General features: G+C 65.8%; 19 protein-coding genes, 1 tRNA gene and 2 pseudogenes. 6 read left to right on the top strand and 16 right to left on the bottom strand.

Features of this window, described 5'->3' with window-relative positions:
* Nucleotides 1-47: 47 nt before the first annotated feature.
* Together VHL31_RS15185 and VHL31_RS15180 are read right to left on the bottom strand one after the other, a co-directional pair.
* Nucleotides 48-890, bottom strand: coding sequence for a lytic transglycosylase domain-containing protein (locus tag VHL31_RS15185; protein WP_329662065.1), 843 nt, complete (start codon nt 888-890; stop codon nt 48-50).
* A gap of 45 nt (nt 891-935) precedes the next feature.
* Nucleotides 936-1832 (bottom strand): N-formylglutamate amidohydrolase, encoded by an 897-nt coding sequence (locus tag VHL31_RS15180; RefSeq protein WP_329662064.1) that lies wholly within the window; start codon nt 1830-1832, stop codon nt 936-938.
* Nucleotides 1833-1922: 90 nt separating this feature from the next.
* Here VHL31_RS15180 and VHL31_RS15175 point away from each other — a divergent pair.
* A tRNA-Val gene (locus tag VHL31_RS15175) sits at nt 1923-1997 on the top strand.
* Between the two features lie 383 nt (nt 1998-2380).
* Here the strand turns inward: VHL31_RS15175 and VHL31_RS15170 are convergent.
* A complete protein-coding gene (locus tag VHL31_RS15170) occupies nt 2381-3019 on the bottom strand; it encodes a hypothetical protein (protein ID WP_329662063.1) in 639 nt (212 codons plus the stop codon).
* A gap of 137 nt (nt 3020-3156) precedes the next feature.
* On the opposite strand from VHL31_RS15170, the gene VHL31_RS15165 reads away from it, so the two are divergent.
* A complete protein-coding gene (locus tag VHL31_RS15165; protein WP_329662062.1) occupies nt 3157-4905 on the top strand; it encodes a sensor histidine kinase in 1749 nt (582 codons plus the stop codon).
* Nucleotides 4905-5276: a response regulator gene (locus VHL31_RS15160; protein ID WP_329662117.1), complete on the top strand. Its 372-nt coding sequence runs from the start codon at nt 4905-4907 to the stop codon at nt 5274-5276. The genes VHL31_RS15165 and VHL31_RS15160 overlap by 1 nt, the downstream gene beginning before the upstream one ends.
* Before the next feature lie 222 nt (nt 5277-5498).
* Here VHL31_RS15160 and VHL31_RS15155 read toward each other — a convergent pair whose 3' ends face one another.
* Genes VHL31_RS15155 through VHL31_RS15135 form a run of 5 tightly spaced genes read right to left on the bottom strand, consistent with a single transcriptional unit; the run spans nt 5499 to nt 11862 of the window.
* Nucleotides 5499-6662, bottom strand: coding sequence for a mandelate racemase/muconate lactonizing enzyme family protein (locus tag VHL31_RS15155; protein ID WP_329662061.1), 1164 nt, complete (start codon nt 6660-6662; stop codon nt 5499-5501).
* A 10-nt stretch (nt 6663-6672) separates the two neighbouring features.
* Entirely contained in the window at nt 6673-7743 is a 1071-nt protein-coding gene (locus VHL31_RS15150; protein WP_329662060.1) for a tartrate dehydrogenase, read from the bottom strand.
* 9 nt (nt 7744-7752) lie between these two features.
* The gene (locus VHL31_RS15145) at nt 7753-8829 is read right to left on the bottom strand and encodes a tartrate dehydrogenase (RefSeq protein ID WP_329662059.1); all 1077 of its coding nucleotides are present in this window, start codon (nt 8827-8829) and stop codon (nt 7753-7755) included.
* Between the two features lie 13 nt (nt 8830-8842).
* Entirely contained in the window at nt 8843-10888 is a 2046-nt protein-coding gene (locus tag VHL31_RS15140) for a tripartite tricarboxylate transporter permease (protein WP_329662058.1), read from the bottom strand.
* Between the two features lie 11 nt (nt 10889-10899).
* Nucleotides 10900-11862, bottom strand: coding sequence for a tripartite tricarboxylate transporter substrate binding protein (locus VHL31_RS15135; RefSeq protein ID WP_329662057.1), 963 nt, complete (start codon nt 11860-11862; stop codon nt 10900-10902).
* A gap of 220 nt (nt 11863-12082) precedes the next feature.
* Between VHL31_RS15135 and VHL31_RS15130 the strand changes: the two genes are divergently transcribed.
* On the top strand, nt 12083-12976 hold the full coding sequence (locus VHL31_RS15130) for a LysR family transcriptional regulator (RefSeq protein WP_329662056.1): 894 nt from the start codon (nt 12083-12085) through the stop codon (nt 12974-12976).
* Nucleotides 12977-13306: 330 nt separating this feature from the next.
* Here VHL31_RS15130 and VHL31_RS15125 read toward each other — a convergent pair whose 3' ends face one another.
* From VHL31_RS15125 to VHL31_RS15095, 7 genes are all read right to left on the bottom strand, one after another.
* The gene (locus VHL31_RS15125; RefSeq protein WP_329662055.1) at nt 13307-15418 is read right to left on the bottom strand and encodes a TonB-dependent receptor plug domain-containing protein; all 2112 of its coding nucleotides are present in this window, start codon (nt 15416-15418) and stop codon (nt 13307-13309) included.
* Nucleotides 15419-15840: 422 nt separating this feature from the next.
* The gene (locus tag VHL31_RS15120; RefSeq protein WP_329662054.1) at nt 15841-17142 is read right to left on the bottom strand and encodes an aspartate aminotransferase family protein; all 1302 of its coding nucleotides are present in this window, start codon (nt 17140-17142) and stop codon (nt 15841-15843) included.
* A gap of 34 nt (nt 17143-17176) precedes the next feature.
* Complete coding sequence (locus VHL31_RS15115; protein ID WP_329662053.1) at nt 17177-18235, bottom strand: C-terminal binding protein; 1059 nt, start codon at nt 18233-18235, stop codon at nt 17177-17179.
* Between the two features lie 23 nt (nt 18236-18258).
* Nucleotides 18259-19545, bottom strand: a complete 1287-nt coding sequence (locus VHL31_RS15110; RefSeq protein ID WP_329662052.1) for a TRAP transporter large permease — start codon at nt 19543-19545, stop codon at nt 18259-18261.
* Nucleotides 19542-20021, bottom strand: coding sequence for a TRAP transporter small permease (locus VHL31_RS15105; RefSeq protein ID WP_329662051.1), 480 nt, complete (start codon nt 20019-20021; stop codon nt 19542-19544). The genes VHL31_RS15110 and VHL31_RS15105 overlap by 4 nt, the downstream gene beginning before the upstream one ends.
* Nucleotides 20022-20091: 70 nt before the next feature.
* Nucleotides 20092-21129: a TRAP transporter substrate-binding protein gene (locus VHL31_RS15100; RefSeq protein ID WP_329662050.1), complete on the bottom strand. Its 1038-nt coding sequence runs from the start codon at nt 21127-21129 to the stop codon at nt 20092-20094.
* A 61-nt stretch (nt 21130-21190) separates the two neighbouring features.
* Nucleotides 21191-21850: an RraA family protein gene (locus VHL31_RS15095; protein WP_329662049.1), complete on the bottom strand. Its 660-nt coding sequence runs from the start codon at nt 21848-21850 to the stop codon at nt 21191-21193.
* A 97-nt stretch (nt 21851-21947) separates the two neighbouring features.
* On the opposite strand from VHL31_RS15095, the gene VHL31_RS15090 reads away from it, so the two are divergent.
* Together VHL31_RS15090 and VHL31_RS15085 are read left to right on the top strand one after the other, a co-directional pair.
* Complete coding sequence (locus VHL31_RS15090) at nt 21948-22964, top strand: LacI family DNA-binding transcriptional regulator (protein ID WP_329662048.1); 1017 nt, start codon at nt 21948-21950, stop codon at nt 22962-22964.
* 1647 nt (nt 22965-24611) lie between these two features.
* Nucleotides 24612-24849: pseudogene (locus tag VHL31_RS15085) on the top strand (IS481 family transposase); the annotation flags it as partial.
* 84 nt (nt 24850-24933) lie between these two features.
* On the opposite strand, the pseudogene VHL31_RS15080 reads toward VHL31_RS15085, so the two are convergent.
* Nucleotides 24934-25039, bottom strand: a pseudogene (locus tag VHL31_RS15080) (integrase core domain-containing protein); the annotation flags it as partial.

Below are 25039 nucleotides of genomic sequence, written 5' to 3'. Positions count from 1 at the left end.
TGGTCGTCATGCCTGCAGGCTCAAGCTGCAGGCGGACCCGACGGCGGTCAACGCTCAGAGGAAACTTTCCGTGTTGCAGGCGTACCCGAGAACAGGAAGCCGTGGTTCAGCGCGACGCGCCCGCCCGATGGGTCCCGCGGAAGCTTGATGATGCTGCCGGGTGCCGCCGACGTCGAGACCCCGGGCCTTGCTTCCAAAGCGGCAAGCAGCACGCCCCCGCGAGCGACCGCCCGGTCGAGCGCCATGGCGTCCTCGCCGCCATCGGCTGCCAGGACATCCCGCCTCGCATCGGCGAACGCCAGCTGGATCTCGTCCTTGCCCCAGAACTTCTGCTGTTCCTGGAGCTTCTCCACCCGCGCCAGGTAGGCCTCCCCACGTTCGGGGTCACGGCTGTGGTACGAGGCCACCGCCCGGCTCCAGCTGCCGTGCTCGTCGAACAGCTCGCGCAGGAAGGCGGTGCCGTAGGCGATGTTGCGGATCGGATCCAGGGCCTGCTCGATGCTGTCGAAGGCGTCCGGGTGCCAGTGGAGGTTGATCTGCATGCAGCCGACATCGATGTTGCGGCGACCTTCCGCCTGCAGGCGCCGCACGGTGGCCACCGCTTCCTCGCGGCTCATCGCGAACCAGGCTTCGCTGCCCGAGGTCACCGTCCAGGGCCAGGGATAGCTGCGCTTGCGCTCCTTGCTCCAGCGGCCGGTCTCGGCAAGCATGATCGCCGTGACGATCCCGTCCGGCATGCCGGACAGCTGCTCGGCACGTCTTGCCGCGCTAAGGCACAGCTCGGCAGTTCTTGCCGGGTCGTCGGGGACGGCGGCAGCAGGCGTCAGTCCCGCGGCAAGCAGCAGGAACAGGGTGACGAGGAAGAACAGGCGAGTGGGCTGGTTCGGCATGCCCGAGCACGAGCAAACTCCTTGCCAGGGCTCCTGGGGACCGGCTCACTCCGCCGCATCGAGAAGATCGGCCGATGCTGCGAGTTCGGCGCCAACAACCCGGACCAGCTTCCTTGCCACCGCCTGGAGCCGTTCCCTGGAACACGCTTGCCCGCCGCCCTGCTCGCCCAGGAAGAGCGCGCGGCGCAGCTCGATCTGGAGGGCGTGGCGGTTCCGCTCCGGCCGGCCGTGATGTTCGGTGATCCAGCCTCCGGCGAACGGTTGGTTGCGGCCTACCGTGAACCCTGCGTCGCGGAAGATCTGTTCCGCGCGCGTCACGATCCAGCCGGCGCATGTGCGTCCGAAGCGATCGCCCAGCGCCACGTCGGGCACCGCGCCGGCGCCGGAGGGGCCGCCGGGCATGGAATGACAGTCCAGCAGCAGCATCCCGCCGGGCCATGCAGCCAGCCGATCGGCCTCCCGCTCGATGGCCGCATGGTAGGGGCCATGGATGGCATGGATCCGGCCGGCGACCTCGCCATAGTCGAGGCGCCGCTGATGGATCCGGCGCTCGCCCAGCCGGGTCGGCACCACGCCCAGCCCCGATCGGACGCGAAGCGAGCGTCGCCTCGCGTAGCGTTCCGGCACGCCCGTGATCGCCTCGTCGTCCAACTCGGTCGGCTCGCGGTTGAGGTCGACCCAGGCCCGGCTCCAGCATGCATAGAGGAGGGTAGCCCCGTCCTGGACCGCCGGGAGGAACAGTTCGTGGACCGGACCGTCGCTCAACGTGGCGAGGTCATCACGCTGTATGCCCAGCCGGCGTTCTTCGCTGGCCGGGTAGTGGGTCCCGCTATGCGGCGACGAGATCAGGATGGGAACGGCAGGGCCGTCCGGCCTGACGAGCACGAAGGGTTCGATCATCCACAGCGCCAGCATCTGCCGGCCCGGAGGGAACCATGCCACCGGCGCGGCGGCAACCTCCGGCAAAGAAGGTCAGCAGGGACTTGCCATGGCGGCCGCCAAGCGCTATCCGCACGGCCACCCGATCGGTGAGGGCGCGTAGCTCAGCGGTAGAGCACTACGTTGACATCGTAGGGGTCACAGGTTCGATCCCTGTCGCGCCCACCATTGGGTCCAACGAATACACCTGGAATCGGCCTTCGATAGCTGACCGGCGGGCAGGGCATCGTCTTGCCCCGAGCAGTATCCAGCACGGATCACAGCCGTGCGAATGGCCTTCGGGACCAGCCAGCCCGCCTGGTGGTCACATGGTTGCTGCACGCGTAGTTGCTTGCCGTTGCCGGAGGGGCACGGGCAGGCTGTCACTGACCTTCTCGGCCAGCCGCCTCTTGCTCCTCTGCTAGCTGCCGGTCGGGTACAGCCGGATCGTCCTACATCAGGATCGACCTGATCCAGCCGCCGAACCACGGTGGCCACTGGCCGAAGCGAGCTGCTGAACACTACCGGTTGAACATGCAGGCGCTGGTGAGGACTGGTGCGGATGGCCGCCGTCACCGACGTGCAACAGCCTCGGAGACGGGATAGCCCTCCAGCGGTACTTCCTCGATCCGCCTCGCCACCCGTCGATCCCAGGAGCCCGGCCGCCGTTGCATCAGCTTCAAGTCGATATCCTCGACCGCTTTACGGGCTGCTTGCGCGCGTGCGAGCAATTGTCCAACTTGGTTGGACGATGAACGTGGTAGGGCGGGAGCGGTTTTACAGGGAAAGCAGGAGCAAGCTGCTATCGTGGCCGTGTCGATGCGAGATCTGTGAACCTTTTCGGCAGCAAACAAGAAGAAGTGTGCGGGCGGCAGGACAGTGATGAGGAAGCGGGACCGTTCCCAGTTCCAGGATTCGCTGGATTTCGCGCGCGAGGGCAACGTTCTTGTTATCGCCGAACTGAGTCGGCTCCCCAGCTCGACAAAGCAGCTGATCGAGGCTGCCGAGAACGTCGGTTGCTCCGGCATCAAACCGCGCGTCTCGCACAGGCGATCGCCGGCACCGGTGCGACTGAGGGGATCTTCTCCATCATGATGCCAGCCTTCGGGGAGTTCGGGCGCGGCATGATCTGCGGTCGTACCCGCGGCGGCCTTGAAGTTGCGCGGTTCCTCGGCCGCAAGTGCAGCCGCGCCGCCACGCTGGACGTCCATGCGGTTGCCCGTGCCAACGCCAGGCTGCGCAACGCCGGCCTCGACGTCGAGAAAGCAGCCGAAGAGTTCGATATAGTTTCATTGGTCCAGTGCCTGGACGTCGCCGGCGGTCGCTCCGATCGAAGGGGGAGCACGCGGTGAACGTGGCTGGGCTCCCGAGCCGGGTGGCGAAGGACGCACCCGAGGCGCATTACGGGTCGCAGCCCTTCAGACCGCCACTCACGCCGGTCCCGGAGCGCATCATCTTCCGACGCTTCGCCACTGCGCTTGCCAGCAGCATGATCCTCCTGTTCGCGATGTTGGGCCTCGGTGCCTGGTGGACCTACTACCTAGCCCAGGACGAAGCGCGCACGGTGGCAAAGGGCATGACCCGCCTGGTGGTGAGCCAGGTCGAGCGGCTCCTGGACGCCAGCGACCTGATGCTGGAGCAGATGGCGGATGTTGCGGCTGCGACGGATTGGGCCGCCGCAGGGGCGCGAGCGCAGGTGGATGAGCGCCTGGACCGGCTGCGTGGTGCGCTGCCGATCTCGTTTCGGCTCTTCGTCTGGGCTCCGGACGGCAGTCTGCGCGCAACATCAGTCCAGGATGCCTCTCCGGCGCTCAGCGTTTCCGAACGCGACTACTTCCGAGTGCAGGTCGAGGCCGACGCAGGACTTTATGTGAGCGAGCCGCTCCAGTCCAAGATCGACGGCACGCCGATCGTGATCTTCAGCCGCGGGGTGACAGCCCCGGACGGCGGCTTCCTCGGCGTCGTGTCCTTCTCGGTCGACAGCAGAGAGATCGCCCAACTCTACAATTCGCTGGGCCTGCCAGAGCGCTGGGTATTCGCCTGGATCCACGAGGCGCGGAGGTCACTCCTGTTCCGCGAGCCCGCTCTGCCCCAAGACGTGCCGCTGGACAAGGCCATCCCCTCCACGGTGGCGGCCAGGATTGCCTTGTCCGAGCCAGAAGGGTGGATCTCGTACCGCTCCGAGGTCGACGGCGAACAGCGGACCGCCTTCTTCGCGACGCTGGCCAAGTACCCGATCTCGGTTTTCGTCGGCATGTCGGAAGCGGCTGTTCGGGATCAATGGTTGAAACGGTCAGTAGCTTATTTCTTCACGGGCTTGGTCGCCGTGGCGGCTTTTGGTGTCGCCGGCTTTTTCGCACTCCGCTGGGCACGAGCGGAAGACGAACGCCGGACCGTACTTGCAGGTGCGAATGCAGAACTGGAGCGGCGTGTGCGCGAGCGCACGGCCGAGTTGACCGATCTGCTGGCCGAGCGTGATGCGCTGATCCGGCACAAGGACACGCTGATCCAGGAGGTCAACCACCGGGTCAAGAACTCGCTTCAGCAGGTCGCTGCCATGCTGACGCTTCAAGCCATGGACCTGCCGCCTGGCCAGACCCGGGAGGCCATCGACGATGCCTGCGCGCGCGTGAATGCGGTCGGCACGGTGCACGCGCGGCTGTACGAGAGCGACTTCACCGGTGTCGTCGAGGCTCAGGCCTATCTGCGCGAACTGTGCAACTATTTCCAGGTCGCCGCGGGTCCGGCGTGCTCGATCACGCTGACAGGGGAGCCGGTCGAACTTCCGCTGGCGCGTGCGGCGCCCTTGGCCCTGGCGCTCAACGAGCTCCTGACCAACGCCATCAAACATGCTTGCCGGCCAGGGAACGCTTGCCAAGTCCGGGTCAGCCTCGCGGCGACCGGAGAAGGCATGCTGCAGCTGACCGTGGAAAACGATGGAACCGGCCCTGCCGCGGGAAGCGATCCACTGAAAACCAGGAGCCTGGGGATGCGGCTCATCCAAACTTTCGCGCGCCAACTTGGCGGCGAGTTCGCGATCATGACCGGGACCGCGGGCACCCGGGCCGAGATGACGTTTCCGAGGGAAGCCGCTTGATGCTTCGTATCCTGGTCGTCGAGGACGACCTGCTTATCGCCACGGTCCTGGTCAGTCTGCTTGAGGATCTCGGCCACGAGGTGTGTGGGCAGGCGGTTGATGCCGCAGGCGCGGTTGAGGAAGCTGCCAAGTCCAAGCCGGACATGGTGCTCATGGATGTGCGCCTTGCTGGAGGCAGCAGCGGCGAGGAAGCGGCGGCCGAGGTCCGACGGTGCTTTGGCATCCGCTCCCTGTTCGTCAGCGGGAATCTGATCCGAGACTTCGTTGCACGCACCGGCGCGCTCGATCCCATCGGCTACCTCAACAAGCCGGTGGACCGGGCCACGCTTGAGAGGACACTGCGATCGCTGGACCACGGCCGAGCCTCCTGATCTGCCGGAGACGGGCGGCCTAAGACATCACGCCAGTCGGTAGGAATGTTCCCGCCTGGGGCGATCGGGCAAGGCTGGCGCGGCGGCGAAGTCCGACGCGACGACCGATTGCCGCACGCGTGGTCGAGACCGACCGCCCGTACCCCCAGGGCCAACCGGAACGAATTGACAAGCCCGAAGGCTCGGCTGCGGATGCGTCTCACCCGCGGGGCGGACAGGCGGCTACGCGAGTTCTCGCATGACGCTGTAGAGACGCGACTTGGCTTCGAAGCCGATGCCCGGGATGTCCGGCAGAGCCACCCTTCCGTCATGCACCTCGATGCCATCGGCAAAACCACCAAAGGGCTGGAACACGTCGGGATAGCTCTCGTTGCCACCGAGGTGGAGGCCCGCAGCGATGTTGAGGGACATCTGGTGGCCCCCATGCGGCACGACCCGGCGCGGGGACCAGCCCAGATCATCCATCACCTTCAGTGTGCGCATGAACTCGACAAGTCCGTAGGACAGGGCGCAGTCGAACTGCAGCCAGTCACGATCGGGGCGCATCCCGCCATAGCGCAGGAGGTTGCGGGCGTCCTGGTGCGAGAACAGGTTCTCACCCGTCGCGATCGGGCGATCGTAAGCCTCGGCTAGACGCGCCTGGATCTCGTAGTCGAGCGGGTCGCCCGCCTCCTCGTACCAGAAGAGGTCGTAGGGCTTGAGCGCTTCAGCGTAGGCAAGGGTCGTCTCAAGATCGAAGCGGCCGTTCGCGTCGACAGCCAGGTTGCGGCCATCGTCCACCACGTCGAGCACCGCCTCGATCCGGGCGATGTCCTCCTCCATCGGAACGGCGCCGATCTTCATCTTCACGACGCGATAGCCACGGTCGAGATATCCCTTCATCTCGTCCTGAAGCTGGGTGTGGTCCTTGCCAGGATAGTAGTAGCCGCCGGCAGCGTAGACCCAGACGCTCTCGTCGTGCACGCCGCCGCGGTAGCGGTCGGCCAGGAGCTTGTAGAGCGGCACGCCTGCGATCTTGGCCACCGCATCCCAGACCGCCATGTCGATCGTGCCGACGGCGACCGAGCGCTCGCCATGGCCGCCGGGCTTTTCGTTCTTCATGAGCGCTGCCCAGATCGCGAACGGATCCAGGTTGTCGTTCGGCTCGTCGACGAGGCTCGCCGGGTCGGCCTCGAGCACCCGGCCGATGAAGCGGTCACGCATCAGGGCGCCTTGCCCGTAGCGGCCGTTCGAATTGAAGCCGTAGCCGACGACCGGCTTGCCGTCGCGAACGACGTCGGTGACGACGGCCACGACCGAGCAGGTCATCTTGGAGAAGTCGATATAGGCATTGGCGATGGGCGAGGCGATCGAGACCGTCTTCTCGCGGATGTCCGTGATCTTCATGATCCGTCCTTCAGGAAATCGCGTCGGCGATGGCCTTGCCACAGGTCCGGGTATCGGCCGTGCCGCCGAGGTCGCGGGTGCGCAGCGCGGGCTCGGCCAGCACCCGCTCGATCGCGGCGACGATCGAGGCCGCCGCCTCGGCATGGCCCAGATGCTCGAGCATCATCGCACCCGCCCAGATCTGGCCCACGGGATTGGCTATGCCTTGCCCGGCAATGTCAGGGGCCGAGCCGTGCACCGGCTCGAACAGCGAGGGAAAGCGTCGCTCGGGATTGATGTTGCCGGAGGGCGCGATGCCGATGGTCCCGGTGCAGGCGGGCCCGAGATCGGACAGGATGTCGCCGAACAGGTTGGAGGCGACGACCACGTCGAACCAGTCCGGATGGAGCACGAACTGCGCCGTCAGGATGTCGATGTGGTACTTGTCGACCTTCACGTCGGGATAGGCCTTGGCTATTTCGGCGACGCGACCGTCCCAATAGGGCATGGTGATCGAGATGCCGTTCGACTTGGTGGCCGAGGTCAGGTGCCTGCCGCGGCTCATCGCGAGGTCGAAGGCGTAGCGCAGGATGCGGTCGACGCCGTGCCGGGTCATCACCGTCTCCTGGATCACGACCTCGCGCTCGGTGCCTGGAAACATCGTGCCACCAATCGAGGAATACTCGCCTTCGGTGTTCTCGCGCACGATCATCATGTCGATGTCGCCGGGCTTGCGGCCGGCGAGCGGCGAGGGGACGCCCGGCATCGCGCGCGCGGGGCGCAGGCTGACGTACTGGTCGTACTCGCGACGGAACTGGATCAACGAGCCCCAGAGGGAAACATGGTCGGGCACCGTCGCAGGCCAGCCTACCGCGCCAAAGAAGATCGCATCGGTGCCGGCGAGCCGGTCCTTCCAGTCCTCGGGCATCATCGTGCCGTGCTTCTGGTAATAATCGACCGAGGCGAAGTCGTGCTCGGCGAAGTCGAAGCCGAGGCCGTGCCGCCTGGCCGCGGCTTCGAGCACGCGCAGGCCCTCGGGCACGACCTCCTTGCCGATCCCATCGCCGGGGATCACCGCAATCTTCATCTGGTTCGTGCTCATTGACTTCTTTCAGTCGTTGCGGCCGCGGACTGCGTCGATGACGGCGCGGGTGACGTCGTCGGTCCGGGCGGTGCCGCCAAGATCGGGAGTGTGGAGTGCCGGGTCGGCCGTAACCCGCTCGATCGCCCGCATCAGGGTCGCGGCGGTGTGCGGCTGGCCAAGATGCTCGAGCATCATCGACGCGGTCCAGAACGTCGCGATGGGATTCGCGATGCCCTTGCCGGTGATGTCGAACGCCGAGCCATGGATCGGCTCGAACATCGAGGGCGCGCGTCCCGTCGGGTTGATGTTGCCCGTAGGCGCGACGCCGATCGAGCCGGCGAGTGCCGCGGCGAGATCCGACAGGATGTCCGCGTGAAGGTTGGTCGCGACGATGGTATCGAGCGACTTGGGGTGCAGCGTCATCCGGACCGTCATCGCGTCGACCAACATCTTGTCCCAGGTCACGTCCGGAAAGTCCGCAGCGACCTCGCGCGCGATCTCGTCCCAGAGGACCATGCCGTAGCGCTGCGCGTTCGATTTGGTGACGACAGTCAGGAGCTTGCGCGGCCGTGACCGTGCCACCTCGAACGCGTAGCGCATGATCCGCTCGATCCCGGCTCGCGTGAAGATCGAGACTTCGGTCGCCACCTCCTGCGGCAGGCCGCGATGCGACCGGCCGCCCTGACCAGCATACTCTCCCTCGGAGTTCTCGCGCACGATGACCCAGTCCAGGTCGCCCTCGTCCACGCCGCGGAGCGGGCTGGTGATACCGGGCAGGATCCGTGTCGGCCGCACATTGGCGAACTGGTCTAGCGGCTGGCAGATCGCCAGACGCAGGCCCCAGAGCGTCAGGTGGTCGGGTACGTCGGGCGCGCCGACGGCGCCGAAGAAGATCGCATCGAATGCGCGCAGCTGGTCAGCCCCATCCTTAGGCATGAGCGCGCCGGTGCGCTTGTAGCGCTCGCTCCCCCAGTCGAACCGCTCGACGTCGAGGGTGAAGTCGCCGTCTCGTTCGGCGAGCGCGGCCAGCACCTGTAGCCCCGCTTCCACGACCTCGATGCCGATGCCGTCGCCCGGAATCGCGGCGATCCGATAGGTCTTCATCCTTTTCCCTTGTTCAGAACAGCACGCCGTTCGGCATCCGGAGGAGCAGCACGTCCGACATCAGCCACCAGAACGCGGCGACGATGGCCACAGCGACGACAGCACGGATGACCCAGGTACGGACTGGCACCGCCTCGTGCTCGCCCACCGCCGTCAGCGCCAGGAATGCCGTGAGGCTCGTTACGGCCAAGCCTACGATCGGAAGCAGCCAGACCCAGATCCCGAAGACGATGGCCAGGATGGCCCGACGCGCATTCGACACAGGCCCCACCATCGTCTCGGCCTTCCCCGGGCGGCCGCGTCCGGCGATGCCCAGCGCGATGAGGGCGAGCGTCAGAGCGGCGAGGACCACCGAGATCGTCGTGGGAAAGATCGAGCCCATCGCCGACATGCCGCGGGTGCTCCAGAATGCGCTCACCGCGATCAGGAAAATGATCGCCGCCAGCGCCACCGCGCCCCAGTCATGGCCACGGGCAGCGGGAGGCTCGGCCTCGGGCAAGGGGTGCGGAGAGTCGAGAGCGCCTGGCCGCTCGCTCGCCGCCTCGGCGATCTCGGTCAGTGGCGTGACGGCACGCCGCCGCGCACGCCATCCGGCCCAGAATGGGTAGAGCAGCGTCAGAAGGGCGGCGGCGATGATGCCGATGCTGATCGGACGGCCGAAGAACATGCCGCCGAGGTTCTGGGTGGAGTTCCCGATAAGGTAGGTCTGCACGAAGCCCTGCTCCGCGATCTGGCCGAGGACGAGGCCCAGCACGATCGGCGAGGGTGCGAACCCGTAGCGATTGAGAACCCAGGCCAGGACTCCCAGGCCGAACATGACCTGCGTGTCCTGAGGGTTGGAGTGGATCGCGAACGAGCCGACGACAGTCAGGAAAGCCACCGTGGGCACCAGCAGCGCCTTGGGGAACGCTACGACCGACTTGTAGGCGTAACGCCCGATCAGAAGCCCGATCGGGAGCATGAGCAACGTTGCGATCAGCAGGCCGTAGATGAAGGTGTATACGATGTGCCCTTCGGACGCGAAGAGCGTGGGCCCGATCTTGATTCCCTGCACGAGCAGCGCGCCGAGGATGATCGCGTCGGGCGGCGTGCCGGGGATCCCGAGCACCAAGGTCGGGATGAAGCCGCCGCCGACCGTCGCATTGTTCGCGGCCTCGGTCGCGATCACACCGTCCGGCTCGCCCTTGCCGAAATGCGCCGAGCGGGGCGAGGACCGGCGGGCCTCGGAATAGCTGACGAGGCCGGCGATCGAGCCGCCAGCACCGGGAAGGATGCCGATCACGGTGCCGATGACCGACGAGCGGATCACGTTGAACTTCTGCCGCCAGGTGATGTCCCATGCCTCGCGGAGGCGGATGCCATCGTCGCCGGCGGTCACCTTGAGGTGCGGGTCGCGCGTCGCCACGAGGTCGATGATGACGGGCACGCAATAGAGCCCGATCAGCGCCGAGGTGATGTCTACTCCGCCGAGAAAGGCCTGCATCCCGCCGGTGTAGCGCACGTCGCCGCCCACCACCGCCACGCCCACCATGGATAGCAGCAGGCCAAGGCAGGCGCCGATGAGCCCCTTGAGCGTGTTGCCGACCGAGAGCGCCGAGATCAGCGTCAGTCCGAAGATGGCCAGCCAGAAATATTCCGGCGGACCGAAGGCGAGCGCCACCCGCGCAAGCGGCGGCGCCAGCAGAAGGAGGCTGATCGCGCCGATCAGGCCGCCGATCACCGAGGCGATAGTGGCGAGGGTCACCGCCAGCCCGCCATCACCTCGCCGCGCCATCGGGTAGCCGTCGAAGGTGGTCGCGATCGAGGACGGCGTTCCCGGCGTGTTGACAAGGATGGCCGCGAAGGCCCCGCCGTAGATCGCGCCCGTATAGATCGCGCCGAGCGCGATCAGGCCCGCGGCGGGGTCCATCGTGAACGTGAATGGAACCAGCACGGCCACTGCCATGGTCGCCGAAAGCCCAGGCAATGCGCCGACCACCGTTCCCAGCACCACGCCGACGATGGCAAGGAGCAGGTTGAACGGGCTGAGCGCCTCGAACAGGTAGCCGAGCAGGTCCATCCGAGGCGGCCTTACTGGAGGATGCCGAGGGCCTTGGCGCCCTTCGTGTATTCCGCCGTCATCTCCTCCAGGAATGCCGGCATCTTGTCATAGGTGATGTCGGTCAGCACGAACCCTGCATCCTCCATCTTCTGCTGGAACTCCGGGTCCTCGTTGATCTGCTGCACGATCTGCGAGATCCGCTGCCGCAGTTCCTCGGGTGTCGAATCCGGCACCGCCACGCCCCGATAGGCGCCGCCGACGAGGTCGTAGCCAAGTTCCTTAAAGGTCGGCACGTCAGGGAAGGCCGGCAGCCGCTCGTCGGACGCGACGGCAAGCATCCGCAGCTCCTCGCCCTGGCTCACGCCCGAGGTCGCGTAGTTGAAGCCGGCCACCGTCTGGTTGCCGAGCACCGCGGTGATGGCCGGACTCGTGCCGGAGAACGGCACATAGGTCGTCGTGATTCCTGCCAGCTCGTCGAATTTCACCTGGGCAAGATTGTTAGACGAGTTTGAGCCCGAGCCCGAGAAGGTCACGAGGCCAGGGTTGGCCTTGGCATACTCGACGAGTTGCTCAAGCGTCTGGAACTGGCTGTCCTTCGACACGAAGATCGCGTCGGGCGTGTAGTGGAAGTAGTGCACCGGCGTCAGATCGTCGGTCTGATAGCCGGACTCGCCTTCCATCGGCTGCAGCACCGTGTGGGGCAGGTTGATGCCCATGATCGTGTAGCCGTCGCCCGCGATCTGGTTCAGCTGCGACCAGGCCTGCGCACCGCCGGCGCCGGGCTGGTACTGGATCACGACGTCCTGCCCCGTGACCTTGTTCCAGACACTCTGCTGGAAGCGCGCGGAGATGTCGGATTCGCCGCCCGCGTTGAACGGGATGATGTAGGTCATGGGCTTGGTCGGAAAGTCCGACGCCTCCTGCGCCGCAACCTGGCCCGCGAGACCCAGTGTGGCCGCGGCTGCCATGGCGAGAAGTGTCTTGGATGCCATCGGGCGTCCTCCCCTGTGCCGACCATTGATGGTCGGGCGGTTGGTCATGGAGAGGCAGAAGCTGCCATGCATGCGGCGGCCAGCCTTCCCCTGAACCGGGCGATGTGCTTCTCGCGCGCTTTCGCGCGGTGAGCGCGAACCCGGATCTCGGAAAAATAGCTTGGTGCGCCACGGTTGATAATGTCTCATCCGTCACATCATTTTTGCGCGGGAGGCAAGAATGACACTGGACAGCGACATGCAGTTCTTTGCGCTGCTGGCCCGGCAGAGCAGCTTCAGCGGCGCCGCGCTGGAGCTGGGGATCTCTCCGTCGGCCGTCAGCCGTCGCCTCGCCCGGATCGAGGACCGGCTCGGCACCCGGCTGATGAACCGCACCACGCGGCGGACGAGCCTTACCAGCGAAGGCGAGGCGTACCTGGAGGCGGCGCTCGCGATCGCCAGCCAGATCGAGATGATCGAGCAGTCTCTTGCCCGCTCGCGGGAGCGCCCCCGCGGACTGCTCAAGGTCAACGCGACCTTCCAGTTCGGACGCGAACATATCGCACCCGCGATCGGCGACTTCATCGGCCAGCATCCGGAGGTCGAGGCCCAACTCGTCTTGTCGGACGCGCCGCACAATCTCGTGGAAGAGGGATTCGACCTGGGCATCCGCTTCGGCCTGCCGCCCTCATCGCGACTGATCTCCCGACTCCTGATGCGCAACCGCCGACTGCTCGTCGCTGCGCCAAGCTATCTCGCCCGGCACGGCACGCCGCGACGTCTGGCCGACCTTGCCGCCCACAACTGCATCGTGCTGCGCCAAGAGCACGACGCGTACGACGTCTGGCGCTTTGAAGGGGGCGACAGCGTCAAGGTCAGCGGCACGCTGTCCACCAATGACGGCGAGATCGCGGTGAACTGGGCCATTCAGGGGCTCGGCATCATGATGCGGTCTGAATGGGACGTGAACCGGCACATCGCTGCGGGCCGCCTGCGGGTGGTGCTGCCTCGGCACCACAGTGTGGCGCATATCTACGCCGTCTATCCCGAACGGTTGAACCTGTCGGCCAAGGTCCGACACTTCATCGATTTCCTGCGGCACCGGCTTGAGAAGATCCGGCCGCCGGTGGAATAGCGCCCGGTAGGTTCCGCAAAGCCAGGGTTGCCGGAGGCTGCTCCGGGCGGCTCGATATAAGCGGCCTCGACAGGTGATCCGACCTTGCCCGCCAACTCCCTTGCGGCATGGATGCAGAAATCGACGCTGCGGCTCTGCTTATTGACCTTCAGGCTTCATTGGCGCCGATATTGCTCGGCTGCGATCGGCGAGTGCTTCTTTGATTTGTTTGGGTCACGGAATGATCTCCGTGGTGCTCACTATCAGTTGGCCAAATGAGCCGAACTATCTGGGCAGCCGGTGCAGTTGCGCCAGTATCTCCCTGCAGGTCCACTCTGCATGAGGTGTGTCCTAGTCCGCCATCGCCATCTGGCGCAGGGAAGGGGTGGAGCCGTCGCTGCGGGTGGTGGGCGCCAGCGCGATCTTGAGCGTAAGATAGGCTTCCAGTTCGGGCTCTGGATCACGCGCCGGGCTGCCACGATGGGCCTTCGCGCTGGCGGCGACGAAGGCGACGCTTGCCTGGTCGGATAGCCGATAGGCGATCCTGGTAATGAGAGTCGTCTCGTCCCCGGCGTCGTCCCTTCCTGCCGAAGGTTGGTCATGCCGGTCCGCCTCGGCTGGCGTCACGGTTGCCTGTGCAAACAGGCCAGTGTCCCGGCGGCCCCAGATATGCCCGATCCGGAGCCTGGCGACATGGGTCGTGGTAGTGGTGCGACCGGCGCCCACCGGTGTCGATACCCCCGATGGGGTCGGCTGGTGCTGACCCATCGCGACGGCCATGCCGTAGCCGACCCCCCAGCGCCAGCCCTGCAGTGGATCGTGCGACAAGGACCAACTGCCACCGAAGATCCGGACGTCATCATGCGGCGCAATACCGGCAGCACTGCCGATCGTCCAATCGGCATCAAGCTCCTGGAAGGCCGGGGCGAAGTCGTGACGGATGAACAGGCCGGAGCGCCACAGGATCGACCCGTCGCCCAGCCGCTGCTCGTAGTCCAGGCTGTGGTGGCTGGCGGTCTCGGCATGAAGGTCCGGATCCTGGCGCAAGCTCCAGCGCACGGGATCATGGGTCCAGCCGCCGCCAATCATCGGCGGCAGCCGGGTTCCCCGCCTGGTTTGCAGGCGCAGGCGCGAGCGGTCGCTTGGTTGCCAGACCAAGTCTGCATGGTAGCTTACCAGTCTTGCAGGGTCCGCGAGCTGCCCATGCCGATCCGCTCCTGGCTGGACCTGATCGAGGCGAATGCCGCTCTTGGCACTCAGGCTGGACGGACCTGCCCAGTTCCAGGTGGCGCTGGCGGTAAGATGGCGCCGGGACGTCTGATCAGCGCTGGCAAACTCGAGGACCTCGCCAGCCAGGACGAGAACATTGTCCGCGAACGGCACGATGGCGTCGTCGAGCGAGACCGCGCTGATGCGATGCCCGGTCCCCGTGCGGTCGTCGAACCAGCGGTCCGTGTAGGCCCGGGCCTGGAGAAACCCGAACGGGCTGTCGCTGGCGAAACGCACCGCGACCTTGTCGCGAACGAGCTCTGTACCCGGCGCTCCATCGCTCGAAATCGGCGCGCGGCTTGCCTCGGCGTGATGGCCCTTCAGCTCCAGGAACCCTGCCTCGCTGAAACGCCAGAGAGTGCGCGACGCCAGATGAAGCTGGTAGTCGCCGATCCCGTCCCGGGTGTCAGCCGCGCCTGGATCCGCCCCATGATCTCCGCCCGCCAAGCTGGGCGAGCGCCATCCGGCGGACAGGCTCCATCGCCATGCCGATGGCGCTTGGTCTTCGGCCACGTCGTCATTCCCGATCGTGGCGGAGAGAAAGCTGGCGCCATCCAGCGCTGGATCCGCCGTGATGATGTTGACGAGCTCGGCTTGGCCTTCACGGCCGACGGGGGCGTCGCTACTGCGCAGGATTTCGATCTGGCGGATCTCGTCCATCTGGATCGGCAGGCTCGACAAACCGATCGCATCGGAATGGCTTGACCGCACCTCCTGCCCGTTGACCAGCAGGGTGGCCGCAGACTGACGGGGTGCCGCGTAGCCGCCGATCGACATGGCGTCGGGCGAGGGACTCGTCCGCTCCGACAGGTCGATCCCGGCAACCTCCTGGAGCAGGCTCGGCACATCCTGCGCAAGGGCAGCCTGGATGCGGTCGGCGCGAATGATCTCCAGGTTGGCTCGATTGGAGGGTGTCAGCGATCCGCTGGGTGTGATGCGGGCGGCCAGCAGTGCATCGGTCCAGGCATCGCCGGCCGAACCCGCCTGGGCAGGTGTGACGGACAGCAGAGCCAGCAGTACCAGTGCTGTCGACGCAGTCCTGGCGGACCCATGAACGGCGAGAGAGAACGCGTGCCAGCGAGAAACAGCTGCGCCGGGCGAGGGGCGCCGGCCATTGCGCGGTTGGACCAGGATGGGCTTGGCGATGGAGAGCGTCGACCTGCGTCGGGGCGGCGACGGCGCAGGTGGTGCCATGGAACCTCCAGAGAAACCCGCACCCTGACAGGTGCTTGGGCCGGTTTCTCACCCTGAAGTTGAAATGGCAACCGATCTCATCAACTGAATTATACGAATCTGTGGAGAATATTCGACTGCTGGTTGATGGTCCTGGCGACGAGATGACGATGAAACGTGGCGACTGGGCAGTCATCGACCAGTCCACTGACGCAAGACCTACGGCGCGTCAGGTATGACCGGCTCCCGCACCTCTCATCCTCCAAGCCACGCCACCTCGCTAGCATGCGGGGCAGTCGAGATCCGCCAAAGTGACCAGCCTGCAGGCATGGCCCGTCGAGGATGAACCCCATCCACGTCCCGATAGTCGGCGGAGCATTCGCGCATGGACCTGGCGGCGGTTCCGCATGGGGTCCAGTCGGCCGCGACGACCCTAGTAGGCTTCAGGTCCGGATCGTCGCGAGCGCCTCGCGGAACGCTGCGATCGTGGTGGCGATGATCTCGTCGTCGTGCTCCGTCGACAGGAACCAGGCACCACGCTCCAGGGCGCGCACGCCACGCTCCAGCATGGCCGTGGTCAACCGGATGTACCTCTTGCGGTCGGTTGCCAGCGTGTCGCGGTAGTTGACGGGCGGTGTCTTCAGACCGAGGGCCACGCTGAAGATCTGGGGCAGCCCCCTTACGGTGGCAGGGATGCCGGCTTCCTTGAGCGCGTCGCTCAGGCCCGTCATCAGCCGTTGGCCCCGCTCTTCCATCATCTCGAAAACGCCAGGCGTGTTGAGACGCTTCAAGGTCGCGATCGTGGCCGCCATGGCGATCGATTGGGCATTGTAGGTGCCGCCGTGAATGATGCCGCCGTGCGCCAACTGGTCCATGAAGCGAGCTTGGCCCGCGACGGCTGCCACCGAGAAGCCGTTGGCGATGGCCTTGGCGAAGATCGCCAGGTCGGGCGTGACGCCCAGGCGCTGCTGGGCGCCACCCGGTCCGACCCTGAAGCCGGTGATCACTTCGTCGAAGATCAGCACGGTGCCGCTGTCCGTGCACGCCTTGCGAACCGCCTCCAGATAGCCGGGCAGCGGCAGGATCCCGCCGCTGTTGCACATCATGGGTTCCATGATCACCGCGGCGACATCGCCGCGCGCCAGCCGCTCGACGACCTGTTCCGTCCGGTTCCAGGAAAGCACCTCGACATGCGCGCCCGCCATCGGGTCCTGGCCGGAACTGCCGGCAAACGGGATCGGCTGCGCTTCTGGTCCGAGATCGTCCGGTGGCGTCCCCACGCTCCAGAGCACGCTGTCCAGCCAGCCATGATAATGCCCCTCGAACTTCAAGACGGTCTTGCGGCCCGTGGTGGCGCGGGCCAGGCGCAACGCCAGTTGCACGGCCTCGGATCCTGACGAGGCGAAGCGGACCCGCTCCGCGCAGGGCACCATCTCGCAGACCAGCCGCGCGGCGTCGAACTCGAGCTCGCTCTGGCCGCCATAGAGGATGCCGCGCTCGAGCTGCGCTCTTGCGGCCTCAATGACGTCGACTGGCGTGTGGCCCAGGATCATCGGCCCCAATGCCAGATAATAGTCGATCAGCCGGTTGCCGTCGGCATCGTAGAGATAGACGCCGTCGGCGCGTTCGATCACCAGCGGCGTGGGGGAGACGCCGAACCGAAAGTGGCTGCTGACGCCACCCGGGATGAGGCGGCTCGCCTCGGCGATACGCTGCCTGGATCGCTCGAAGGAACAGAGAGTCATCGTCGCCTTTCCGTCTGTCGCATCTCCGCCGGCATCAGCCCGCGGGACCCATCATCCCAGCCCGTGCCGCCGCCTTTGCCTGATCGATGCGCTCGGCGTTGACGCAGTCCCGGGAATACCCCTCGCGCAGGTAGGATGCCGCGGTGGTGGCCGACTTGCGCCGGAGGTCCATCAGGCTGGCGGGGCTGTAGAAGGCCGCGTGCGGCGTGACCACCAAGCGGTGGCGCAAGGGCGAGCCGGGTGTGCGCCATGCCAGCATGAGTGGATGCTCGGCAGAGAGCGGCTCACTCTCCAGGACATCGAGTGCTGCTGCGCCGACATGCCCATCGAGCAGGGCCCTGGCCAGCGCCGACAGGTCGACAACACCACCCCTGGCCGTGTTGACCAGGACCGCGCCGGGCTTCATCGAGGCCAGCGCCGGTTCGTCGATCAAATGCCGTGTCTCGTTGGTCAACGGCGTATGCAGCGAGACGATGTCCGCCTGCCGCAGCAACTCGCCGAGCGAGGCCGCCCGTTCCATCCCGAGCGCCAGTTCAGTTCCGGTGGGGCGGTACGGATCGTGGAAGACTACCCGCATGCCGAGCGCCTTGGCTCGCAGGGCCGTCGCCGTTCCGATCCTGCCCAGGCCAACGACACCGAACGTCTGGGTGGACAGGCGCCGCACGGTCGGCACCGCGGCGAAGTCCCAGCCGCGGACCGGGTCCGCGAAGACGAGGTCGTCGTAGCCGGTGATACCGCGCAGGATCGCGAGCGTCAGGGCAATGGCATGGTCGGCGACGTCGGTCGTGCCATAGTCGGGCGTGTTGCAGACCGCGATGCCGCGCTCGGCGGCAGCCGCCAGATCGATGTTGTCGAAGCCGACGCCAGCGCGAACGACCACACGGCAGTGCGGCATGCGGTCGAGCACCGCCGGCGTCACCGTGATCTCGTGGTAGCAAACCATGGCTGCGGCCCGTGCCCATACCTCGTCCGGGATCCTGGCTAGGTCGGTGGACTGCGTCGTCCAGGCCTCGAACGCGCTGCCATAGACGCTGGCCTCGATGTCGGCGGGGCCGCTGAACTGAACGTCCGGGTGCAGGACCAAGGGGCGCATGAAAAGTTCCCGAGGATCGACCGTCATCGGATCAGCCCTGCAGCACGCGGCAGCCAGAGCGAGATGAACGGGACATAGGTGATGAGGAGGAGCGCTACGATCTTGACGGTGTAGAGCGGCAACAGCGCCCGCGTGATGGCTGCCATCGAACGGCCGCTGATCGAGGAGATCACGAACAGGTTGGTGCCGATCGGCGGCGTGTTGAGGCCGACCATCAGGTTCACGATGACGATGATCGAGAAGTGGATGGGGTCGATGCCGAACTTGACCGCTACCGGCTGAAGGATCGGAACGAAGATGAGGATGGCGGGCACGGTGTCGAGAAAGCAGCCGACGAACAGCAGGAAGATGTTGACGATGATCAGGAAGACGTAGCGATTGTCCGAGATCGACAGGAACAGGGCGGTGACCGCCTGCGGGATGCTCTCGATCGCCAAGAACCAGGCGAACAGGGTGGAGGTCGCAACCACGATCATCACCGTTGCCGTCGTCAGCGCGCTGTCACGGAACACTTTGGCCAAGCCGGTCAGGTCGACCGCGCGATAGAGAACGCAGGTGAGGAACAAGGCATAGGCGCACAGAACCGCCGCCGCTTCGGTCGCCGTGAAGACTCCGCCGCGCACCCCGCCGACGATGATGACCGGTGCGACCAGGATCGGGACCGCGTCGAGGATCGAGCGGAACAGGCTTCGCCCGGGGCGCCTTCCGCCTTCCAGGACTGGCTGGTTGCGGCAGGCATAGGCCACGTACAGCGTGAGCAGGGCGAAGATCAGGAGGCCCGGCAGGATGCCGGCAAAGAACATGGCGCCGATCGAAAGCCTGGTCGGAATGGCATAGATGACCATGATCAGGCTTGGCGGGATGATCGGCGCGATAATGGCGCCGGAAATGGTGAGGGCTGCAGCGAAGTCGGTTGTGTAGCCGCGCGAGCGCATCATGGGCACCATGACCGATCCCAGGGCCGCCGTGTCTGCCGTGGCGGAACCGGACACGCCCGCCATCATCAGGTTGGACACCAGGTTGACGTAGGCGAGCCCGCCGCGGATGCGTCCGACGACGAGATCGGCGAAGTCGACCAGACGCTGGATGACGCCGCCGGCGACCAGCAGGTTGCCAGCCAGGATGAAGAGAGGCAGCGCCAGCAGCCCGTAGCTGTTCATGCCGGCATACATGCGCTGGGCTGCGGCGGCGGCGTTGCCGAAACCGCCGATGAGAAGTCCCGCAAGCGCGCAGAGGCCGACGGCGAAGGCGACGGGGGTCTCGACCGCCAGAAGAAAGACGAGAAGCAGCACGACCAGGGCGGTGATCATGGTGCTTTGGCCGACCTGGACGAGGCCATCAGCGCAGTACGGATGGCGGCAGCCACGGCCGCTATCGAGAGCAGGCATGCCAGCGGCATGATCAGATAGGGGATCGCCGTCGGCAGACGCAGCGCGGTCGTGGGCTGATCCCAGGCACCTGTGGCGAGCCACCAGCCTCCAAGGCCGATATAGGCCAGGAAACCTGCCACCAGCAGGAGGCTCAGCGCACGCAGCAGGCGTACCGGCCTGGAGTGCTTGGGCAGCCAGTCGATGCGGATGTGCTGGTCCTTGCCGAAGGCGCGATACATGCCGAGGAAGGAAATGACGACGAGAAGGATCTGCGCCAGCTCTTCCGGCCAGGGCAGGGCGGCGTGCAGGACGTAGCGGCAGAAGACCTGCGTCACCAGGACGGCGGCGATCACGGCGATGCCGAGGACCAGGATGGCGTCGGTGATGCGGTTCACCCAGAAGGCAAGGGACGTCACGGAGCCTCTCCGTCTTGTCCCGGACCAGGCCCTGGTCCGGGACGTGGTCGATCAGGAACGGAGCGCTCGCTTACTCGGACACGGACGAGACGAGGGCAGCGCGGATGTCGGCGACCTCCTTGTAGACCGCGTCGACATAGCCGGGATCGAGTTCCTTCTTCAGATAGGCCTGCATCGGCTCCTTCGTGGCCGCACGGAAAGTTTCGATTTCCTCGAGAGTCGGTGCGTAGACTTCCATGCCGTTCCCGCGCAGCTTCTCCACCGCGCTGACCCGCGCCTGATAATTGCGTTCGCCATATTCGGTAGCCGCCGCCATCCGGGCGCCGGTCACCACGACGGCCCGCAGTTCCGGAGGCAGGCTCTGGAAGAACTGCTCGTTGATCATGAGGGAGTTCAGGCCGAGCTGGTGGTTGTCCAGCGTCAGGTATTTCTGCACTTGGTAGAACGAGTAGTCGAGCACCACCCCGACCGGGTTCTCCTGCCCGTCCACCACGCCCGACTGCATGGCGCCGTAGAGTTCTTCCCAGGGCACCGGCGTCGGCGAGCCGCCCATCGCCTCGACCATGGCGAGCGACATCGGGCTGGGCGGCACCCGCATGCGGATCCCGGCCATGTCGGCGGCCGACTTGATCGGCTTTACGTTGTTGGTGAAGCAGCGAAAGCCGTAGGACGAGGCTGCAAGAAAGCGCAGGCCGGACTCCTTGGCCATCTTCTCGCGGACTTCCATGAAGAAATCGGAGTCCAAGAAGCGCTGGCCCTCCTCGTCGTTGGCGAACAGGTATGGCGTCGCCAGGATCATCATCGGCTTGTAGAAGCCGTCGAGGTTCTGCTCATCGCCCTGCGCCATCTCGATGGCGCCGATCTTGGCCTGTTCCAACGCGTCCTTGATCGAGCCGAGCTGGCTGGCAGGCGAAATCGAGACCTCGACCCGGCCGCCGCTGGCGCTCTCGACATAGGCCTCGAAGACCTGCCAGCCCTTGTGCAGCGGGCTTTCCGTCGACTCGGCGTGACTTCCCCGGATGCTGAACTCGGCGGCGATCGTGACAGTTGACGCCCCGACCATCGCGAACGCTCCAGCGAACGCAGCCAAACCCCAGTACAGTTTCATGGTTGCTTCCCTCTCTTTCACCAATCCGACTGGAATGCCGGCTTCGTTTTTCCGTGCCGGTTCAGAGCACCCCGTACTTGGCATAGACGTCGCCCAGCAGCTGACCCTCCTCCAGCAGGCGGCGGGTCAGATTCTCGCTCTCGACCTTCTTGAGTGCTGCCTCGATCACCTCGTTGGCGATGTCCTGCGGGATGATCACGAGACCGTCGACATCGCCGAAGACGAGGTCACCCGACGTCACCTTGACGCCGCCGCACATGATCGGGATGTCCATCGCCATCATCTTGCCGCGGCCCCGCGAATCGAGCGGTCCGATCCCGCCATGGAACACCGGGAACTTCATGGCCCGGATGTGGCGGACGTCGCGCACCAGACCATCGGTGACGCAGCCGGCCGCACCTCGCATGCTGGCCGCCGTGCTCAGCAGCTCGCCCCACGGTGCAATCCGGGTGGTCGGCCCGTCGCAGCCGAAGATCGCGACATCGTCCTTCTTCAGGTCGTCGATCAGGGCGATCTCGATCTCGTAGGGGTTCTCGCCCTCCGCCACCGCGTAGGTGTTCATGTAGAGCCCGGTGCGGGCACGCCCGAACAGCACGAGATCCTCGTCCAGCGGACGCACGAACGGACGCATCGCCTGCTCCATGCGCCCGAACCCGTCCAGGACGTCGGACAGGACCGCCGAGTAGAGACGCGGCTTCAGGGCGGCAAAGTCGAGGATCATGACTGGTACCAGGATGTTAAACGATTAACATCGACGCTAATATTCTTCCCTTGGCGCGTCAACGCCCCTACGGCCGGCGGCTGGAGAACAGGATCCCATGGCGCAGCGCCCGACCATCCATGCCGTCGCAGCCCGTGTCGGCGTTTCGACCGCCACGGTGTCGAAGGTCGTCAACGGCATCGAGACGGGCGTGTCGGCAGTGACCCGCGCAAAGGTCGAGGCGGCTGTCCAGGAACTTGGCTACCGGCCCAATCGCATGGGACGAAACCTGCGGACCCAGAGGTACTCCACGGTCGGTCTGGTGATCCTCGACCCGTCGCCGCGGTTCTTGGCCGATCCCTTCACCACCAACCTGGTGGCGGGCCTTGCCAACTACCTGAACTCGCGCGGCTTCGGCCTGCTGCTGGATGGGATCCTGCCGGGGAAGGTGGAATCGTCCTTCCTCATTCGAGGCTCGGCCGTGGACGGACTGTGCCTGAGCCTGTCGGGTACGCGACGACAGCGGATCGCCGTGATGCGGCGGATTGCCAGGCTCGGCCAGCCGATCGTCGTCTTCCAGGACCTAGCCACTCCGTCCCTGCAGGATGCCTGCTTCATCCGGCAGGACGACAGGGGCGGCGCTACGATCCTTGCCAGGGCGCTGCTGAAACGAAAGCCGCGGCGGGCGGTCGTCGTGGTGTCCACGGTGCCTTGGCCTGCGGTGGAGCAGCGCGTGGCAGGCATCCGATCCGTGCTCGAAGCCGATGGCGTGCATGTCGACCTGGTCGAGTGCGATGAAACCAGCAACGAGATGATCGCCGACGCGATCAATCGCTACCTTGATCGGGAACAGCCCCCGGACCTGATCCTGGGCCAGAACGACCAGATCGCGATTGCCGCTCTCCACGTGCTGCGGCGCCACGGCCTCCAAGTGCCGCAGGACGTAGGGGTGACGGGGTTCAATGCCTTCCCGTTCATGGACTTCGCCGATCCTCCCTTGATGACGATCCGTTCCGCCGCCTACGAGATGGGTGAACGGGGTGCGCAGACCATGCTCGGGCGGCTGGAGAATGGGCATTTCTCCGATCGCGAAGTAGTATTGCCGGTCCAATTCGTGGCCGGCGCATCCGCCTGATCCGAGGCTGACAGCAAGCCACCAAAGCCAAGCCGCCTCTCGAACCCCTCCTCCAACGGTCGGGCAGACCCCGCCGATGGATCCAGCTGGGAGACCACCACGCCTGATGTCTAGCCTTAGTGCTGCGCTGCTGGCGTGCGCCAACCCGAAGCATTGCGCCCATGCAAGGGCTGGGCGCCGGCCTCCATCGCGTTCAGAGCGAGAACTCGAACCTGCGGGTGGGACCGGAGCAGCTTGAAACATGCCACTGCCTTCTTCCCGCTCGTCGGAGACTGCCGAGGGATGATCCTCCTGGAGATATGGCAGTCCGCGGGCCCTGGCCGGAGATCGGCCCGCACTTCGGGCAGATAGTTGCCTTCTGCAGCGCCGCCACGGCTCGTGGACCGAAGACAATCGCCCTTGATGTGAGGCCGGCCAAGCCGCAGCGCGAAGCGTGCGGTCCAGGGATGAGGTGGTGCGGGTTGCTCTTGAAGGCCGACGGGCTGGATTTTTAAGGCGTCGCAGGAGGGCAGGAACGGTGCCCGACATCGCAGCGCCGTCAGATGCTTGGCGAAGTTGCAGGCCAAGGTGAGGACGTGGGCCGGGAGTGCCTGAAGCTCCGCGTAGTGGGACGTCTTCAGCGCGGCCTCCGGTCCGGTTCATCCGGACGGTCTGGCCGCTCGTCGATCATCTGACAGGGTTGAGCCGCAGAACGGGCCGACAATGATCCGTTCCTTGAAGAGGGGCGGCTCAGGACGGCCGGGAGGGGTGGCAGGGCTTGGTGAGGCGATGGTTGATGCCGTGTGTGTCGCAGGCGCCGTGGAAGATGTGGCTGCTGAAGTGAGCCTCGATCTCTTGGACAGCGGCCGCGGTTCTCGGGTCTGGTCGGTAGGGGCCATGCCATGATCGGTCAGCACGATGTGCTGGCGCTAGGGGAACGTGGCACCGCTGGCTTGCGTGTAGGCGAGACCTCTGCGCCTGGAGGCTTTCTTCTCGTCCTTTGGCAGGCGGAACATGCCATCGGCATGAGCCCGATCCCTCGAATAGATGTCGGCAGTGCTTCAAAGGCCGTTGCACAGCAGAGATGCAGGGACGCATTGCGGGAACGTCCTGGAACAGCCTCGCGCAGGCACCGCGGGACGCCGCCCTGCGGCAGGAGGGTGCGCCACCAAAACTCGACGACCATGGCCCATCCGCCAATCGATGATCGTGGTCCGACGCCGCGACTTGGCGATGGTCTTCGGGTTCAGCCCGTAGCTGGCAGGCAAGGTCCGGGTCGTTTCTTGCGACGCTTGGAACTCGGCTGAGACGTGCGGCGTCGTTCGGACTGAGCGATGAAGACCTGCTGCCATAGTGCATCCTCCCTTTCACGGGACAACGCACCACGATACCCCGAGACCGAACACCTAGGGCAAGTGCCGTGGCGAGCCTTTTCTGCGACCTCACCCGGAAAGCCTTGCCACGGAGCGTCTTCCGTTCGGCCGAGGACCCAGCAACGGGGACCGAGCGCTGGATCGCCGCCACAACCAACCAATCTCGAGCCCCTTGTCCGGACTGCAACCGAAGGCGACGGCCAAACCCGTCCTGAACCATCCGCCCGAGGCAGGGCACTAGCTGTATGGTCTCGGAGTGTCGTGGTGCATTGTCCCGTGAAAGGGAGGATGCACTATGGTAGCAGGTCTTCATGGCTCAGCCCGTACGACGCCGCGCATCTCAGCCGAGTTCCAAGCGTCGCAAGAAGCGACCCGCACCCTGGCCATCCGCTACGGGCTGAACTTTGAAGACCGTCGCGAAGTGGCGCCGACGCACGTTCACCGCCGATGCACCAATGGGGCCGAGCCGGCCACGCCGTTCTGTCCTGACTGAGGCCGAAGAGGCGATCGTTGTCGCTTTTCGACGGCGAACAGAGGTGGTTCCATACCCTCGGGCAGTTTGGCGGCTGGGATAAGCTTGGCTCTGGTTGTCGTCAGGCCGCCAATCTCTCGATGCCAGCTGCTCCGTATGCCTCATCGGGTGTGCGACCGGCCAGAGATGAGTGAGGGCGCTGGGCATTGTAGTAGCCAATCCAGCGGCTGAGGCCCTCCCGCAGCTCAGAG

The organism is Geminicoccus sp., assembly GCF_036263595.1.
Taxonomy (GTDB): Bacteria; Pseudomonadota; Alphaproteobacteria; order Geminicoccales; family Geminicoccaceae; genus Geminicoccus.
Note: the sequence above shows the minus strand (reverse complement) of the source record. Positions and strands in the feature narration are given on the sequence as shown.